The 17,932-nt window shown below is 55.7% G+C and carries 15 protein-coding genes; 7 read left to right on the top strand and 8 right to left on the bottom strand.

Annotated features, from left to right (window positions below; genetic code table 11):
* Positions 1 to 50 precede the first annotated feature (50 nt).
* Together ACR0L9_RS10465 and ACR0L9_RS10460 are read left to right on the top strand one after the other, a co-directional pair.
* Entirely contained in the window at positions 51 to 1,358 is a 1,308-nt protein-coding gene (locus ACR0L9_RS10465; protein WP_170423104.1) for an AAA family ATPase, read from the top strand.
* A complete protein-coding gene (locus ACR0L9_RS10460) occupies positions 1,355 to 2,461 on the top strand; it encodes a ParB/RepB/Spo0J family partition protein (RefSeq protein WP_480895589.1) in 1,107 nt (368 codons plus the stop codon). Before ACR0L9_RS10465 ends, ACR0L9_RS10460 begins: the two co-directional genes overlap by 4 nt.
* Before the next feature lie 881 nt (positions 2,462 to 3,342).
* Here ACR0L9_RS10460 and ACR0L9_RS10455 read toward each other — a convergent pair.
* Genes ACR0L9_RS10455 through ACR0L9_RS10420 form a run of 8 tightly spaced genes read right to left on the bottom strand, consistent with a single transcriptional unit; the run spans position 3,343 to position 10,627 of the window.
* Positions 3,343 to 4,185, bottom strand: a complete 843-nt coding sequence (locus ACR0L9_RS10455; protein WP_170423108.1) for a fumarylacetoacetate hydrolase family protein — start codon at positions 4,183 to 4,185, stop codon at positions 3,343 to 3,345.
* 17 nt (positions 4,186 to 4,202) lie between these two features.
* Entirely contained in the window at positions 4,203 to 4,958 is a 756-nt protein-coding gene (locus tag ACR0L9_RS10450) for an SDR family oxidoreductase (RefSeq protein WP_223118551.1), read from the bottom strand.
* A gap of 8 nt (positions 4,959 to 4,966) precedes the next feature.
* On the bottom strand, positions 4,967 to 6,469 hold the full coding sequence (locus ACR0L9_RS10445) for an aldehyde dehydrogenase (NADP(+)) (protein WP_170394153.1): 1,503 nt from the start codon (positions 6,467 to 6,469) through the stop codon (positions 4,967 to 4,969).
* 12 nt (positions 6,470 to 6,481) lie between these two features.
* Positions 6,482 to 7,594, bottom strand: a complete 1,113-nt coding sequence (locus tag ACR0L9_RS10440) for a fumarylacetoacetate hydrolase family protein (protein WP_480895588.1) — start codon at positions 7,592 to 7,594, stop codon at positions 6,482 to 6,484.
* A gap of 1 nt (position 7,595) precedes the next feature.
* Complete coding sequence (locus ACR0L9_RS10435; protein WP_480895587.1) at positions 7,596 to 8,426, bottom strand: amidohydrolase family protein; 831 nt, start codon at positions 8,424 to 8,426, stop codon at positions 7,596 to 7,598.
* Positions 8,423 to 8,851 carry an RbsD/FucU family protein gene (locus ACR0L9_RS10430; RefSeq protein WP_480895586.1) on the bottom strand — a complete coding sequence of 143 codons (429 nt, stop codon included), beginning with the start codon at positions 8,849 to 8,851 and terminating at the stop codon, positions 8,423 to 8,425. Before ACR0L9_RS10430 ends, ACR0L9_RS10435 begins: the two co-directional genes overlap by 4 nt.
* Positions 8,841 to 9,893, bottom strand: coding sequence for an aldo/keto reductase (locus tag ACR0L9_RS10425; protein WP_480895585.1), 1,053 nt, complete (start codon positions 9,891 to 9,893; stop codon positions 8,841 to 8,843). The genes ACR0L9_RS10430 and ACR0L9_RS10425 overlap by 11 nt, the downstream gene beginning before the upstream one ends.
* Positions 9,890 to 10,627 (bottom strand): GntR family transcriptional regulator, encoded by a 738-nt coding sequence (locus tag ACR0L9_RS10420; RefSeq protein ID WP_170394143.1) that lies wholly within the window; start codon positions 10,625 to 10,627, stop codon positions 9,890 to 9,892. Before ACR0L9_RS10420 ends, ACR0L9_RS10425 begins: the two co-directional genes overlap by 4 nt.
* Before the next feature lie 84 nt (positions 10,628 to 10,711).
* Here ACR0L9_RS10420 and ACR0L9_RS10415 point away from each other — a divergent pair, with 84 nt between their 5' ends.
* The 5 genes from ACR0L9_RS10415 to ACR0L9_RS10395 all read left to right on the top strand — a co-directional run bounded on the left by ACR0L9_RS10415 (position 10,712) and on the right by ACR0L9_RS10395 (position 17,919).
* Positions 10,712 to 12,265 carry a UxaA family hydrolase gene (locus ACR0L9_RS10415; RefSeq protein ID WP_480895584.1) on the top strand — a complete coding sequence of 518 codons (1,554 nt, stop codon included), beginning with the start codon at positions 10,712 to 10,714 and terminating at the stop codon, positions 12,263 to 12,265.
* 29 nt (positions 12,266 to 12,294) lie between these two features.
* Positions 12,295 to 13,833, top strand: a complete 1,539-nt coding sequence (locus ACR0L9_RS10410) for a sugar ABC transporter ATP-binding protein (RefSeq protein WP_480895583.1) — start codon at positions 12,295 to 12,297, stop codon at positions 13,831 to 13,833.
* Entirely contained in the window at positions 13,830 to 14,837 is a 1,008-nt protein-coding gene (locus ACR0L9_RS10405; RefSeq protein WP_480895582.1) for an ABC transporter permease, read from the top strand. Before ACR0L9_RS10410 ends, ACR0L9_RS10405 begins: the two co-directional genes overlap by 4 nt.
* Positions 14,838 to 14,884: 47 nt before the next feature.
* Positions 14,885 to 15,829 (top strand): substrate-binding domain-containing protein, encoded by a 945-nt coding sequence (locus tag ACR0L9_RS10400; RefSeq protein ID WP_480895581.1) that lies wholly within the window; start codon positions 14,885 to 14,887, stop codon positions 15,827 to 15,829.
* Between the two features lie 839 nt (positions 15,830 to 16,668).
* Positions 16,669 to 17,919 carry an aminotransferase class V-fold PLP-dependent enzyme gene (locus tag ACR0L9_RS10395; protein WP_480895580.1) on the top strand — a complete coding sequence of 417 codons (1,251 nt, stop codon included), beginning with the start codon at positions 16,669 to 16,671 and terminating at the stop codon, positions 17,917 to 17,919.
* Positions 17,920 to 17,932: the final 13 nt, after the last annotated feature.

Here is a 17,932-nt window from a genome sequence, read left to right as displayed (position 1 = left end):
TAAATAACAAAAGAGAGAAAAATAACGTCCAGAAGAATGAGAACTGAGGCATGTACACGCACGAAGACCTGAATGCATTGCGCACCCAGTCCCTGAAATTGCAGGGCTGGATTCGCCAGCAGACTTTCAGCCCTGAGATGGAGAAGACGCTAAGGCGGTTCTCAAGCTGGGAGGTGTCCGAACTGATCTTTAAGGTGAACCAATCGACTTTCCGAGGAAAGCTGGCCGCCGATCCTTCATTGCCGGGAGGCGAGGTCGAGCCTGATGGGCGGCAGCGTTGGTTTAGTCTGGAAGAGGTAAATGAGCTCAGGCGGCGGCTTAAGGTTAATCGCAAAGCGCTCACTCCCCCACGCCCTGCGGGCAAGCGGGCGGTTCGGGCCGCTGTTGCCAATTTCAAAGGGGGGGCCGGCAAGTCGACCGTGGCGTTGCATCTTGCGCACGCCGCTGCTCTGGACGGCTACCGAGTATTAGTGGTGGATTTTGACCCTCAGGCGACGCTCAGCCATTCGATGGGTCTGACCGATGTCGCTGAAGATTTCACCGTCTGGGGTATCATGGCGCGGGATCTGATCCGTGAAACCGAGCGCATGAATAACCGCCCTGCGGCTGCGGAGTCAGGAACCGCCCTGCCCCGCCGAGAATTACCACCTTCTATAACGGATATGGGCCTCGGCGAACTGCGCATTTCTGATTTTATCAAGCAGACCTCATGGTCAACGATTGATGCGATCCCTTCTTGCGCCAACGCTGCTTTCGTCGAATTCGCATCAGCACAATATCGGCACCTGAATCCTGAGTGGTCTTTTTTTGCAGCTGTGTCCCGCTATCTGGATCAAATACCGAATGATGCTTATGACCTGATCCTGTTCGATTGCCCGCCTGCGATAGGATACCAATCGATGAATGCGGTGTTCGCAGCAGACATGTTGTATATCCCGTCGGGGCCCGGATACTGGGAATACGATTCAACCACCTCATTCATTGGACAGTTGGCTGAAGCCCTCGAAGATCTGGCCTATGGTTTCGACAAGACCTTACCCACGGGTAAGATTGGTTTACCCAAGACATTCTGCGAAATTCGGTTTTTGCTTACGCGCTACGAACCGGGGAATGCACTGCACACAGCGATGTATGACGCATTCCGCAAAGTCTTTGGTGAGCACCTCGCCGAGCACCCGGTCGAGATGACGCGTGCGGTCGAGCAATCTGGTCGGTTCCTGAGTTCAGTTTATGAGATGGATTACCGTGAGATGACGAGGGAAACTTGGCGTCGCGCGCGTTCGACATTTGATAATGTTTATGATGAATTCCGGGGCGTCATGCTATCGGCCTGGGACAAGCTGGAGGATGACGTATGAGCCGAAAACGCAGAATGTTCGATATCGATATGCCAGCGATGGAAGAAATCCCGGTTGGCAAGGTTCCGGATAAAGCGCTTGAGAAAAGGCGCGGACCAATGGCTACTGCAATCTCCGAGAACGCTAATGCGCTACGCGACCAGCAAACTACCGAAGATGCAATCAGAGTCGAAAATGACAGGTTAGCGCACGAGCTTGTACGACTACGTTCAGAAGGGTATGTTACTGAACAGATCGCATTGGCGGATGTTGTTACCGAGCGCCTGACGCGCGACCGCAAGCCTGGCCCTGATCCTGAGTTGGATGAGTTGAAGGCTTCCATTCAGGATGTGGGTCTTTCGAACCCGATTCGGGTCGAGCGTCGCAACGATGGACGCTTTGAGTTAATTCAAGGAATGCGCAGATTATCGGCATTTCGCGCATTACTTGAGGAAACTGGCGACGCGCGATTTGCGACGATTCCGGCCGGTGTTTCTGACGTTGCAGAGCTGGATGATAGCTATCGTCGCATGGTCGATGAAAACCTGATCCGAAAGGATATCTCGTTTGCGGAAATGGGCGCGCTTGCGCGTGCCTATGCGGAAGATCTCGCCAATGATTGTCCGGATGTCGACAAAGCGGTTTCAACCTTGTTCAAATCTGCAAGCTATACCAAGCGCAGCTATATTCGGGCGTTTGCGAGTTTGCTGGCCATGTTGGAAAAGGTTCTTATGCACCCAAACGATATTCCACGGAATGTGGGTGTTGAGCTCAAACGAAAGCTCGACTCTGATCCCGGATTGATCCGACAAGTCAGTACGGCTTTGGTGAATGAACCAAATCGCGACAGCGTGCGCGAAGTGGCCATTCTTCGCGATTTTCTCACAATCGAAAATGCGACCGCCGCCAAGCCAAAGGCTGAAGCCGTTGGTAAACCACGCCGCGCGAAGACAACGTTTCAGGTAAGGGGCAGGGCAGGGATTGCAAAGTGTTCTGCATCCAGCGGAAGGATCGAACTTCGCTATGATCTCGATTTTACCCGTGTCGATAGGGCTAAATTAGAACGTGCTGTGGCCACCTTGATCGAGGATCTGCGAGAAGAAGACGATCTTACCCACGGGTAAGACGGGCTTAGCGAGATAGATCCGAAGCGCGGCGCTGGTTAATTTCAGCGCCGTTTTTTTGCACAAACAGACCAATCGTGTAATACGGTACCCTGGGAGACCATCTAAACGCTTAGCTTTTACCGCCCGGCCTCAAATTCTTGTTTTGTAGTTCGGGCAGGTATGTTCCGAGCAGAGTTGACGACTAAAAGTTCAGGCCATCAGTAGAAGGTTTCTTAACGTATTGATATGGAACTAGGGCAGATAATCTACAATTTATGTAGTTAGTCGCGGCTGAACAGATACACAGTTTTCGCGGCAGGGCAGGGACGACGCGATCGCTTCTATCTTCGAGCGCCCCGGCACTACATTTCAATGGGAAGACCAACATAGCGTACCGAAACATATTCGAGGCGCGTGAGCATATAACGGATTGGCCGTGAGCACCTATCAATGATGGATATGATTGCGCTGTGGCTTGCCAAAGAAAGGGCGGCGATGGGTTGAATGATTGACCGAGTAGAAGGTCATTTGGGCGTAGTGTGCAAAATACTTTAATAAGTATTATTAAGAGCTGTATCGGTCTGCCTACTTTAATGCGAAGGCGCCCCATCTAGCCGGCTTAGGGGCCTGCTGAATCGTGATTTAAGGACAGGCTTTGTTAAAGCTTGCTAAAAAAACAATGACTCTTCTCAGTATTGAAACGCCCGAAGCAACCAGAAAGATGTTCGGTAACCTGATCCGATACTACAAATACCGGATTAATCGCGCGAGAAGCGCCTATAAGAATATATACTGGCCTGATAGATAATCAGTATACGGGCGGCGTTATCTGAGACAAAACCTTCTCGCTTACTTTTGTTGCTTCAAGGCTACATATGGCATTCGCCAACAGCGCGCTCTCATCCCTGGATGACGTTCTGACGTTGCGTGCCCAGACCCTGAATACCAAGCTCCATTTTGTCGCCGGGATTCAAGTAGGTCTGCGGGTTCTGTCCCATACCAACACCCGGGGGTGTGCCTGTAGAAATTACGTCACCGGGTTGCAAAGACATAAATTGCGACAGATGCGAGATGACCGTCGCTACGCCAAAATGCATCGTTTTGGTTGATCCGTCCTGATATCGGTGCCCGTTTACCTCAAGATACATCGGAAGGTTCTGCGGGTCGGGGACTTCGTCTCGTGTTACCAGCCAGGGGCCAATTGGGCCGAACGTGTCCGCAGACTTTCCTTTGACCCATTGGCCAGAGCGATGAAGCTGAAAGTCACGTTCTGACAAATCGTTCACCACGCAGTAGCCGGCGACGTGGTCTATGGCTTCCGCCTCAGAGACATATTTGGCCTCTTTGCCGATAACAACTCCCAGCTCAACTTCCCAATCGGTTTTGACCGATCCGCGCGGGATTTCTACGGTATCGTCGGGGCCGGCGATGGCCGAGGTGGCTTTGAAGAAGATCACGGGCTCAGCAGGCAATTCCATGCCGCTTTCTGCTGCGTGATCGGCATAATTCAGGCCAATGCATATGAACTTTCCAACATTGCCAACGCAAGGACCGATGCGCGGGTTGCTGTCTACCAATGGCAGGCTGGCCAAATCTAGTGCGCGGAGCTTTTCAAGAACGACATCGCCAAGAGTATCGCCCGAGATATCATCCACCACACCGGAAAGGTCGCGAACCGAGCCGTCTGAGGCCAAAATGCCGGGTTTCTCAGCGCCCTTCGGACCATAGCGTAGTAGTTTCATTGTCAGGTCCTTCCTGCTCAGATCGTCCAGCCGCCATCTATGGCAAAGGGCTGGCCCGAAGTGTATTTGCTGGCATCACTGGCCAAATACAGAGCCAGTTCAGCGATCTCTTCCGCTGTGCCAATACGGCCCATCGGTTGACGGGCGATGAAATCAGTCATTGCCTGCTCATAATCCCCGGTGGTGCGAAGCCGGTCATGCAGGCTGGGGCTGTCCACCGTACCTGGACAAATCGCGTTGCACCGAATGCCCTGGGTCACAAAATCGGCTGCCACAGACTTGGTCAGGCCAATCACCGCTGCTTTTGACGCGCAATACGCAAATCGGTTGGGCACGCCTTTCATGGACGATGCGACCGACGACATATTGATGATCGATCCTCCGCCTGCTTTCAGCATTCCGGGTAGAGTCAGTTGGATCAGTCTGAACATGGCCTTTACGTTGAGGTCAAAGCTGAAATCCCAATCCTTTTCAGTGCATTCAAGAATTGATCCCCCCGCTACATAACCTGCGCAGTTAAACAGAATGTCCAGTTGCGGCAGATTGACCGCTGCATCTGTAACGGCCTTATCGTCCATTACGTCCAGTTGCAGCGGTTCGATACCCGGAATACCGCCCAATTCGGCAAGCGCAGCATCGTTGATGTCGCTGGCTATCACCCGTGCGCCTTCGGCAGCGAACAATTCGGCGGTTGCACGGCCAATGCCTTGGCCAGCTGCTGTGATGAGAGCGGTCTTATCTGCAAGCCGGTTGGATGGGTTGATTGTCGACATGAACAACCTCACAATATCTCGGGTAGAAGCTCGGATGGGATGTCCTGATAACAAACCGGCCGCAGGAAACGGCGTATCGACAATGTTCCCACGGATGTTGCGCCAAAGTTGGTTGAGGCGGGGTAGGGGCCTCCGTGAACCATGCTATCGCAAACTTCGACCCCGGTCGGAAAGCTGTTGGCCAACAATCGCCCAGCCTTTCGTTCAAGCAGCGGTAGCAGTGCCTGAGCGTCGGGTTTGTCGCCAGCGTCCAGATGTAGTGTGCAGGTCAACTGCCCTTCGATGGCCCGCGCGATCTGTTGCATCTGAGAGCTGTCGTTCACGCGTACGATGATGCCCAATGGTCCGAAGACTTCTTCTTGCAGCTTCCGATTGGCGAGCCAGTCATCACCTGAAACAGTGAACAGGTATGGGGCCGCATCGCGTGACTTGCAGCTTGTGCCGATAATCTTCGATACACCGGTACCAGCAGCTACACGCGAAACTCCGTTTCGGTATGCCTCCGCAATTCCATCGGTCAGCATTGTCTGCTCGGCCACCGAAGACAGGCCAGCCTCTGCCGCTGCTTGAAACGCGTCAGCATCAGGACCGTCGATGATCACGGCGATACCGGGGTTGGTGCAGAACTGTCCAGCGCCCATGGTTAGGGACGCGGCCCAGCCATTGCCGATTTCAGCACCGCGCGCGGCCGCCGCTTGCGGCAGTATGAACATCGGATTGACTGAACCCAGTTCGCCAAAAAACGGAATGGGTTCATCGCGTTGCGCGCATAAATCGAACAGCGCCCGTCCACCTCCGAGGCTGCCCGTAAAGCCAACCGCCCGGATCAAGGGATGTTGCACCAATCGCGTGCCCACATCCCGTTTGCCACCCTGTACCAATGAAAACACTCCGGGATGAACTCCGGTCGCCTTGATGGCGGCGTCGATGGCCTGCGCCACGATCTCGCCCGTGCCGGGATGGGCCGAATGGCCTTTAACGACAACCGGACATCCTGCGGCCAGTGCCGCGGCGGTATCGCCCCCAGCAACCGAGAAGGCCAATGGGAAGTTCGACGCGCCGAACACCGCAACAGGACCCAGCGGGCGCTGGATCATGCGCAAGTCGGGGCGGGGCAGGGGTGTACGATCCGGCATGGCCGGGTCATGGCGCATGTCCAGATAATTACCCGCTTCGATGTGATCGGCGAAGAGGCGCAGCTGGCCGACGGTACGGCCACGTTCCCCCTGCAGGCGCGCCTCGGGCAAGCCGGTTTCCTGAGTGCCGATTTCGGTGATGGCATCCCCGCGGGCATCAATCTCATCTGCGATCTTGCGCAACAGCGCGGCACGTTCGGTACGAGAGGACCACCCGAAAGTGGCAAATGCCGACTCTGCTGCCTCCACCGCGTTATCAATCATCGCCGCTGTCCCCACAGAAAAGTCATGGCTTGGTCCATGCGCTGGTTCTGACGCAAAAGTGGTGTCTGCGCCGATCCATTCGCCAGCTATCAGGTGTTTTCCGGTCAACATATTCGTTCTCTCTTACAGCAGGCCGCGATGGGCGAGGTTTCGCATCAGGTGTGATGCCCCAAAGGTCCATTCGGGGCATTCCGTCGACAGGCGCACGGTGTTTGTCAGCGCTCCAAGGCGCGTATTGGAGATAGTGACGACATCGCCAATTTTGTGAGTGAACCCACCGCCAGGTGTGTCACGGTCTTGGGTCGGGGCGAACAGGGTGCCAAGGAAAAGCATCAGCCCATCAGGATATTGGTGATGGCGCCCGATAGTCTGCTTCACAAGGTCTGCAGGATCGCGACTGATCTGGGACATAGATGAGCTTCCGTTCAGCACAAATCCATCCGATCCGGTCACGGTCAGCGCAAGTTCAGCCTGGCGTACATCGTCCAGTGTGAACCCATCATCGAACAACCGGATCATTGGTCCGATCGCGCAAGAGGCATTGTTGTCCTTTGCTTTGCTCAGCAATAAAGCCGAACGACCTTCAACGTCACGCAGGTTGACGTCGTTCCCCAGCGTAGCGCCCTTAATCTCGCCCTTAGAAGTAACGGCCAGAACGACTTCGGGCTCGGGGTTGTTCCAGGTCGAAATCGGGTGAAGACCGATTTCTGAACCAAACCCGACCGAAGACAAAACTTGTGCTTTGGAGAACACCTCGGCATCGGGGCCGATCCCGACTTCCAGATACTGGCTCCAGAGGCCTTCGGCGATTAATGCTTCTTTGACATCTGCGGCGGCGTTTGATCCCGGCACGATGTTCGAAAGGCTGTCGCCGATCCGGTCTCCGATGCGCGCCCGGATCGCGTCGGCTTTGGCAGGATCGCCTGCGGCCTGTTCCTCGATCACGCGTTCGACCATGGAGCCCGCAAATGTAACACCACAGGCCTTAACCGCCTGAAGGTCGCACGGCGCGAGCCATTGGTGGTCGGCGTCCAAAGGGCCGATTTCTTCACCTTTCGCGTTGCGCACATAGTCTGCCGAATCTTCGCGTTCCAGAATGTCCCGGACGGTTGGCGCCGTTTTCGACGTAATGTCGATAACCTGCCCATTGCGCAGGGTGACCACGATGGGTCCGACCCCAGCACGCTCAACACGCCCGAGCCACAGCCCGTTTGGTTCTAATGTAGATAAAGTCATTTCAGCCCCTGAGGTTATAGGCTCGGGCGGTGTTACCCCCCAAGATCGCCTGGCGTTCTGTGTTGCTCAACTGGATCAGCAGCGCGTCGGTGGTTTCACACCAGTGCTCGTAACTGCTGGCCAAGGTGCAAACCGGCCAATCGCTGCCCCAGATCAGACGCGACGGGCCGAAGGTGTTTAGCAGGTGGTCCACATAGGGGCGTAGGTCTTCGATCGTCCAATCTGCGGCAGCCTCGGTCACGAGGCCGGACAGCTTGCACCATGCGTTTGTATCCCGAGCCAAGGCCGCCATGTTGTCAGCCCAATCATACAGGATTGCGTCTTTGATCAACGGTTTCGATCCATGGTCGATGACAACGCGCATATCGGGGTGACGTTCAAGAAGTTGCCTGAGCGGGCCCAGATGTTGGGGCACGGTCAACGCATCGAATGTAAGGTCATGCTGTTGGACAGCCTCAAAAGCTGGTGTCAGCGTGTCGCCGAGCATCCAAAAAGGGTCAGCGATGTCCTGTATCATCGGGCGAAGGCCAACTAGTGCCGGGTGGGCGTCTAACGCAGAAATCTGTGAGCCAACATCATCGGCTTCAAAATCAACCCAGCCGACAACACCTTTGATAAACGCATTCTGGTCGGCCAGCGAGAGCATGTATTCCGTCTCAGCCACAGTGGGCGCCGCCTGGACAAGGACTGTGCCATCGATCCCGGCAGCCTTAAGCAGGGGCATTAGATCGTCCGGCGTGAAATCCCGGTAGATCGTATCCAGATCGGGCGTCAGCCAGCCATAGTCGCAACGCGCCAAAGCCCAGAAATGCTGATGCGCGTCGATCCTCATGCGATCACACCCTTTTTCAGGATGATGTTGCCATAAAGCCTGCGTTCGCCCGTTTGAACGATGGCAAACGCGTTGGCCGCACGCTCGTAGAATGCAAACCGTTCCAAGCCCTGAACTTTGGCCGGGTTGTCGGCGGTCGTGTCGATGATGCGTTGAAAGTCCGCGACTGCGTCGGGAACCGCCTCTGCGTCGCCGACAACCTGCATGGTCAACGCCGGATCAGGAACGAACGTATCCAAAGGCATCACAGAAAGTACGGCCTTCAACATTTCACTGGCTGTAGACCCATCGGCCCTGATGCAGTCTAGTCCCATGCTGGTGCCCGGAAAATTCGCATCTGCGATAACAATCTCATCCCCGTGGCCCATGGCCCTGAGGGTGAAAAGCAACTCCGGCGACAGGATCGGATCGATGTTACGCAGCATCTGCAGTCTCGCTTGGCAGAGGCGCATCCGGTCGGATCAGACCTTCGGATCGTAGGTCCGCCCACAGGCCCGGGGGAATGTCACGCTCCATCAATGCCACATTGGATTGGACTTCGGATGCGTTTACGGCTCCGGGAACTACTGTTTTGACGCAAGGATGACCCAGAACAAATTGCAGTGCTGCAGCAATCAACGGAGTGTCGTGCGCCGCGCAAACGGCTTCGATTTTGCGAACCCGGTCCAGAATGTCTTCGGGCGCGTCAGCATAATTGTACTTGGCGCCGGGCACTGCTCCGGTCGCGAGAATGCCTGAATTGTAAGGTCCTCCGAGGATGATTCCGACATCGCGCTGGTCGCAGAGTGGCAGGAAACTGTCGAGGGCCTCTTGTTCAAGCAATGTATAGCGCCCAGCCAAAAGGAACCCGTCGAAGTCGCCCAGCCCAAGAAGTTTCTCGCAAACCTGCCATTCGTTTACACCTGCGCCGATTGCTGCGATTTCACCCGCATCGCGCAGCTCGGTCAAAGCCTTGTAACCTCCGCCATCAAACAGTTCACGCACCTTGGCGTCCGAAACCTCTTGGCTGCCTTGGCTGAAGACACAGACATCATGGACCAGAAGAATGTCAGAATTGGCGACACCGATCCTGTTGCGGCTTGCCTCGTAAGACCGCATTACGCCGTCATAGGTATAGTCAAACACGATCCGTTTCTGCGGTACATCGACGAAAGCTTCGGGCGTTACTTCATGCGGTTCGCAATCCAGTAACAGGCGACCGATCTTGGTTGAAAGCTGGATGTTTTCGCGCCCGAACCGACCAATCGCCTGCCCAAACCGATGCTCTGATCGGCCAAGCCCGTATTGCGGCGCTGTGTCGAAAAACCGGATGCCTGCGTCAAAAGCGGTCTGCAATGCCGCCTGCGCGTCCTCGTCCGAGACTTTTCGGTACAGGTTCCCCAATGGTGCCCCACCGAACCCCATGCGGGTCAGGGGAACGGGCCGCGTGGTCCGGTTGTTCAGTAATTCTGTTTGGGAAACGGTCATCCTGCCTCGCTATTCAGCTGTGGGGTGAGGTTGAACAGATGCGGCTTCAGTTGCTCCAACTGCTCAATGCGCGGCATCAACTGCCCGAGGTGGGCGCGCATAGCGACCTGCGCGGCCTGTTCGTCGCGATTGCTGATTGCCTCGAAAATGGCCCTGTGTTCTGCCAGTGTTTCAGCGATCCGGCCAGGGGTGGGCAGCAATAGCATGCGTGCGCGACTGACCTGTAAGGAAACGGTTTGGGCAACGTCGGCGAGGCGGCGGAAGCCTGTAAATTCCATCAGAAGACTGTGGAACTCTTCATCAGCCTGATAAAAGCCTGGGATATCATCATCCATAATCAACAGTTCCTGCAGACGCATGTTGCGGCTTAACCTTTTACGCTGAACGTCGGTTATGTCGCGCGCGACTTTGGCGACAGTTGCAAGTTCAAGCGCTTCACGCAGGAATACGCCTTCGCGGATCTCGTCCATCGAAAAGTAGGATACGCGAGTGCCTGATTGCGGCACTACATCCACCAGACCTTCCGAGGCCAAACGCGCGATCGCATCGGCCACAGGTGCGCGCGACACACCCAATCTTTCACACACAGGTGCCTTCCTGAGGTTCGCTCCGGGTGGGAAATCCAGTGAGAGAATCGCCTGCTTCAATGAGTGGTGAACCCGCTGAGCGAGCGGTCCTTCGATCGTTGTGATCTCGGGCAACAGTTCGGCATCAATATCTTGGTGTTTGTTCATACTGCATAAGTTAGCATTCTAACATGTTAGTTGACAAGTAGAGATATTGGATTTAGCAACATTGACCAAGCAAGTGGAGAAGAGATGCGAGCGAACGGCAGCATAAACGTTTTGGAAGAGGCGGCTCGCGATGTCGTGAAGCTAAATCCGCAGGACAACATCGTTATTGCTTTGCGTGACTTGCAAGCGGGTGAGCAGCCGGCACATGTTCCCGTGCAATTGGCTGCGCCCGTTACCCGCGGTCACAAGCTTGCCGTGTCATCAATCCAAACTGGCGAGAATATTGTCCGCTACGGTCAGATCATCGGGCAGGCCAAATGCGATATAGCGCCTGGCGAACATATCCATGTGCACAACCTTGGCATGGGGGCGCATCAGCAGGATTATGCGCATGCCAGCGCCAACACCCCGCTGCCTGTTTTGACTGAAAAGCGTACATTCGACGGATACCATCGATCTGACGGTAAAGTGGGAACCCGAAACTACATCGGGATTCTAACCACCGTGAACTGCTCGGGTTCAGTAGCGCGTTTTATCGCCGACGCAGCGGAAAAGACCGGGTTGTTGGAAAGCTATCCCAATGTTGACGGTGTGGTCCCGATTGTGCACGGGACCGGATGTGGAATGTCCAGCAAGGATGAGGGCTATGCTACCCTGTTTCGGACGTTGGCCGGCTATGCACAGCATCCGAATTTCGGGGGTATTCTGCTGATCGGTCTGGGCTGCGAAGTCATGCAGGTGGCAGATCTTGTCGGCGGTCGACCAATCCGCGCTGACGGTGCGCTGCGTTACATGACCATTCAGAACGAGGGCGGAACACGCCGCACTATCGAACGGGGGCTGGCGGAGTTGCGCGGCATCGCCCATCTGGCCAATCAAGCCGAACGCGCTCCGGCTCCGATCAGTGCCATCACGGTCGGTATGCAATGCGGCGGCTCGGACGGGTATTCTGGGATAACCGCGAACCCGGCGGTGGGGTATGCGTCGGATTTACTTGTGCGCCATGGAGGAACAACGATCCTGTCGGAAACCTCGGAAATCTACGGTGCCGAACACCTGCTGACCCGGCGGGCCGAGACTGTTGAGGTGGGTGAAAAACTGATCGAACGCATCCACTGGTGGGAGGACTACACGGCCCGAAACGGCGGTGAGATGGACAACAACCCAAGCCCAGGCAACAAGCGCGGGGGGCTCACAACCATTCTTGAGAAATCGCTTGGTGCCGTAGCTAAGGGAGGCACCGCGCCACTGCGAGACGTCTACAAATTCGGTGAGATGATCGACAAGAGCGGGTTTGTCTTCATGGACAGCCCCGGTTTTGATCCGTGTTCGGTCACCGGGCAAGTCGCTTCGGGTGCGAACCTGATTGTGTTTACCACCGGGCGCGGTTCGGTGTCTGGATATCAGCCAACGCCCTGCATCAAGCTGGCCACCAATTCCGAAATGTATGCCCGCATGGCCGAGGATATGGATCTGAACTGCGGTGACATCGTGACAGACGGGATCAGCATCGAGAGCAAGGGCGAAGAACTGTTCGAAATACTGATCCGTGTCGCCTCAGGCAAGAAAACCAAAAGCGAGGAACTTGGATTTGGGGGCGTTGAATTCGTCCCCTGGCAAATTGGTGCGGTGATGTAAACCGCGTTGGCCCAAGGGGAGAGGGGCAAATGGGAGGCAACAAAAATAGACTGGTCGAAATGACGGGGATTGATAAGTTTTTCCCCGGCGTGCACGCGCTGAAATCCGTGCAATTCGATCTTGAACCGGGTGAAGTTCACGCGCTGATGGGCGAGAACGGTGCCGGCAAAAGTACGTTGATGAAAATCCTGTCGGGTATTTATCAACGTGACGGCGGGACCTTGAAGATCGAAGGGCGCGAAGTCAGCCCGACAACCCCGCGCGAGGCGCAGGATCTAGGTATTGGGATCATCCATCAGGAACTGAGCCTGATGAACGACCTGACTGTAGCCCAGAACATTTTTATCGGACGCGAACCGCGTAAGAGCTTTGGCCGTTTGGACGAGGCGGCGCTGAATGCGCAGACTGCCGAAATCTTTGCTTCGATGAACCTCAGCCTTGATCCCAAGGCGTTGGTTGGCAGCCTGACCATCGCAAAACAGCAAATGGTCGAGATCGCCAAGGCACTGTCCTTTCGGTCCAAGGTGCTCATCATGGACGAGCCAACAGCGGCCCTGAATGACGCCGAGATTGCTGAGCTGTTCGTGATCATCCGCCGCCTTAAGGCTGAAGGTGTAGGCATCGTTTACATTAGCCACAAGATGGACGAGCTGAAGCAGATCTCGGATCGCGTGACGGTTATGCGCGATGGGGAATATGTCGGAACAGTTGGGGCTGCTGAAACCCCGATCAGCCAGATCATCGCCATGATGGTGGGCCGAGAGGTCAAGGAAGAACCGCTGGACGTGCCCGACCTGGGTGATGCGGAGATGTCTTTGCAAGTCACCGGGCTGAGCCGGAGCAACGAAATTCAGGACGTCAGTTTCTCGGTCCAAAAGGGTGAAATTCTGGGATTTGCCGGTCTGATGGGCGCAGGTCGTACAGAGGTTGCACGGGCTATCTTCGGGGCCGATCCCAAGGATTGCGGCGAAATCCGGGTACATGGTCAGGTGGTGTCGATCAAATCACCCACCGACGCCGTCAAAGCGGGGATTGGATACTTGTCCGAGGACCGAAAGCATTTCGGTCTCGCCACTGGTATGAATGTACGCGACAACATCGCGCTTGCCTCGATGGACCTATTCACCGGCGCAGGCGGGGTTCTGCACGATGGTGAAATCAGCGACACCGCCAAAAGCTACATCCAGCAATTGGGCATTAGAACGCCATCGGATGTGCAGGAGGTTCGCCTACTGTCAGGCGGCAATCAGCAGAAGGTTGTCATCGCCAAATGGCTGCTGCGCGACTGCGATATTCTGATCTTTGACGAACCGACCCGCGGTATCGACGTCGGCGCGAAATCCGAGATTTACAAGTTGCTGGAAGAACTGGCAGGGCAGGGCAAGACGATCATCGTGATCTCGTCTGAACTGCCCGAAATCATGCGCCTCAGCCATCGCATCGCCGTGATGTGCGAAGGGCGGCTGACCGGCATTTTGCCCGGCGGAAAAGACACCACTCAGGAAGACATCATGCATCTGGCCACGCAACGTGCAGCGGCGATGCAGGTAACAGGGACAGTCCAATGACCACAGCAACCGACATCGAAAAGAAAAAGCCACTCTCGGGTCTTGCGGACAGCGGCGCGTATCAAAAGCTGTTGGCCTTTGCCAGTTTGATCGTTCTGCTAATCGGTTTTTCCATTGCTTCACCCAACTTCATGCAGACGTCGAACATGATTGCCATCCTACAGGCGACATCGGTCAATGGCGTTCTGGCCGTCGCCGCGACACTGGTTATCATCACCGGTGGGATCGACCTGTCTGTCGGCACACTGATGACCTTTTGCGCGGTGATCGCCGGCGTGGTGCTGACATATTTGGGAATGCCGTTGCTGTTAGGCGTGGCCGCAGCCATTGCAGCTGGAGCATTCTGCGGGCTTTGCTCCGGTACTTTCGTCGCCAAGATGAAAATCCCGCCCTTCATCGCCACACTTGGGATGATGCTGATTCTCAAAGGCCTGTCGCTGGTGATCTCTGGGACACGGCCAATCTACTTCAATGACACGCCGGGCTTTGACCAGATCTCGCGCGGGTCGCTGATCGGTGAGGTTTTCCCGTCACTGCCCATCCCCAACGGTGTGCTGATCCTGTTCCTGGTGGCCATCGCGGCTTCGTACATTCTGGGGCGCACAGTTCTGGGTCGTTACGCCTTTGCGCTTGGCTCTAACGAGGAAGCGGTGCGTCTGTCAGGCGTGAACACCGACATGTGGAAGATGCGCATTTATGCGCTGGCCGGAGCGATCTGCGGCATCGCCGGTATCCTGATCGCCTCGCGCCTGAACTCGGCGCAACCGGCATTGGGTTTGGGATACGAATTGGAGGCGATCGCAGCCGTAGTGATCGGTGGCACGTCTTTGTCCGGTGGGCGCGGCACGATCCTGGGCACGTTGATCGGCGCCCTGATCATGGCTGTACTGACCAACGGATTGCGCGTGCTGTCAGTCGCGCAGGAATGGCAGACCGTTGTCACCGGCGCGATCATCATTCTGGCCGTCTATGCCGACATGGCGCGGCGCAAGAAATCGGGATGACCAAGCAACTAAATCAAAGACCAAAACGACCAACTGGAGGAGAAAACATGTTAACACGTCGTTTCATTCTGGGTGCGCTCAGCGCAGCCACCCTGGCAGGTCCCGCCTCGATGGCGGTAGCCGAAGAGATTTACATTCCACTGGTATCCAAAGGGTTCCAACATCAGTTCTGGCAAGCGGTGAAGTCCGGCGCCGAACAGGCAGCAGACGAGTTTGGTGTCACCATCACGTTCGAAGGTCCGGATAACGAAACTATGGTGGACCGCCAAATCGACATGCTGGCTGCCGCTTTGGCCAACAACCCCAAAGCCATTGGGTTTGCCGCTCTGGACAGTCAGGCCGCAATTCCGCTTTTGAAGCAGGCCAATGAAAAGGGCATTCCGATCATCGCCTTCGACAGCGGCGTTGACAGTGACATCCCGCTTTCAACTGCGACAACAGACAATCTGGCGGCGGCTGGGCTTGCAGCCGACAAGATGGCCGAAAAAATCGGCGGCAAGGGTAAAGTTGCGGTTGTCGCGCATGACCAGACCAGCCGAACCGGCATCGACCGCCGCGACGGTTTCGTCAATCGCATGGCTGAGAAGTACCCGGATATCGAAGTCGTCACAGTTCAGTACGGTCAGGGCGACCACCTGAAGTCGACCGAGGTCACAAAGGCGATCCTGACAGCAAACCCCGATCTGAATGGCATCTTCGGCACCAACGAGGGCTCGGCCATCGGCGTTGTGAATGGCGTTCAGGAGCTGGGCACCGAGGGTTTGGTGATCATCGGTTATGACAGTGGCAAGGCCCAGAAAGACGCAATCAAGAGCGGCCTGATGGCGGGTGCGATCACGCAAAACCCTGTGGGCATCGGCTATGAGACTGTGAAAGCAGCGGTTGCGGCTCTGAATGGGGAAGAGGTTCCAGGTCTGATCGACACAGGCTTCTACTACTACGATGCCTCGAATATTGACGACCCGAAGATCTCGGCCGTTCTGTACGACTAAAAGTACTTATTAACTCTGTTCGGCCTGCCTTTTTGGTGGGCCGGACAACCAATGTTCATCGTTCGGGTGGGTTATGTCAGGTTTTGCGGGGCAACGGCGTTTGGGTCGCAACACCGGTCTGTCGCTGCTCTGCGTATGTCCTTGGTGCGTCGATGATGGGTTTAAGCCTAATTAGCAGAAATTTTGGCAAATTGATTTAATACTCGAAGTCTGGACATAAGCTAACCTGTTGCAGGCGATTAACTTTTCAGCTTTCAATCAGCAAGCTCTATACACCAATATGTTACAAGCTATTGACCATCGACGAATGCGCCACCAGCGCGTGAGTGGTTCGCGGTATCGCCGCGTCGAAGGCAAGTTCGTGATCTCTTACAATGGCGATTAGTCAGGTCTGAAAGGCGTGACGAAATCCCAAACTGCTGTAAACAAATGCATGAATCGCTATCTATCTAAATACCCCAGCCGATATGGGAATATCTGGGATGCAGGATGCATGCCCGCTTCTACGATGTCTGGTTTGTGATGGCGGTACAGGCTGCGCCAATGAGGTTGGATCGTCACTCTCTCAACACCGTCCTGCAAAGCGATGTCTCTAGAACAACGCTCAGGTTACAAATCGTCGGCCTGACCAGCGGTTTCTCAACCAAGCGAAGGCATGCGTGAGGGTGTGATCGGGCCGACGAAATTGAAATTCGCGAACCATATTGTTCTTGTGGCTGAGCTCTCTTGGCTCGATGGTCTCAATTTCCACCCACAATGCCCCAAGTTTTTTTGTGAGTAGTTTTGCAAAAGGGCGCATATATCTTGCCAGAATGACATTTTCGCAGGAATGGTTCCCGATGACCAAAATCACTCCAGAATTGCTTGAACAAATCCGTGCCCGATTTGCGCAGGTTGACCACTGCCCGCAGCAGGGACCGCGTATTTTCTTTGAAAACGCGGGTGGGGCGCTGACGCTGAATTCGGTTGTGGGTACCTCGCAGGCTTATGCTGCGGTCCCTGACAATCAGGGCCGCGACAACCCGGGAAGTCACGAACTGGTGCGGGTAATCAACAAGGCCAAAGAAGATATGGCCGTGTTCATGAACGCCCCCGGTGGCCAGTTCTTTGTCGGCGAAAGCGGGACCGAGCTGCTGTTTCGTTTGATCATGAACGCCTGTCTGGGCACCGCCACCGGTCGGGTACTTGGCACAACGCTGGAACATCCCGCGACCCGAAGCGCTTGCGCGCGTTGGGCCGGGGTGGCCGGGCAAGATCATGTTCTGGTGGTCCATGACGACGCCACAGGCACCGTCACCGCAGATGCTTATGCGGCGCAGGTAACGCCGGACACAAAGGTTGCGACTATCGTGCACACCTCGCCGGTGACCGGTATGGGCGTGGATGTAGCGGCTGTGGCTGCCGAAATCCGCACCGTTGCGCCCAATTGCTTCATCATAATCGACGGTATCCAGCACGCCGCGCATGGCCGGATCGACCTGACCGCCTATGATGTCGATGGCTATGTGATCTCGCCCTACAAGGTGTTCTCGCGCCATGGTTACGGGGTGGCCTGGATTTCTGACCGGCTGACCAAGCTGCCACATAACAGCTTGATCGACGGCCCCGCCGACAATTGGGAAATGGGGACACGCGATACCGGCTCTTACGCTACAATGTCTGACGTAATCAGCTATTTCGAATGGTTGGGCGCACAGGTCAGCGACGCCACCGACCGGCGCGCAAAATTCGTTGCTGCCGGAGAGGCGATCCATGAGCAGGAAAAAGCGCTGACTGATGCGATGATCCGCGGAACCGGCAACCTGCCTGGGCTGGCCGAGATGGAGAAGGTGACCATTCTGGGCGGTGTCGATAACCCTGCACGCGAGGGGCTGGTGTCACTGCAGGTCGAGGGCGTGCCGTCGGTCGATGTGGTCAAGCAACTGAACGAACAAGGCATCCGTACGCATTTGCGCAAGGCCGATCACTACTCGGGCAACATCTTGACACCGCTTGGCATGGACAGCTGCGTGCGTGTTTCGATGTGCCACTACAACAGCGTCGCCGAAGTGGCCCAGTTTCTGGGTGCAATGAAAACCATCGCCGCCTGAGGCATTTGAGAGG

It is taken from the genome of Ruegeria sp. I3 (genome assembly GCF_056532525.1).
The sequence above is the reverse complement of the archived record's forward strand: the minus strand, read 5'-3'. Positions and strand labels throughout refer to the sequence as shown.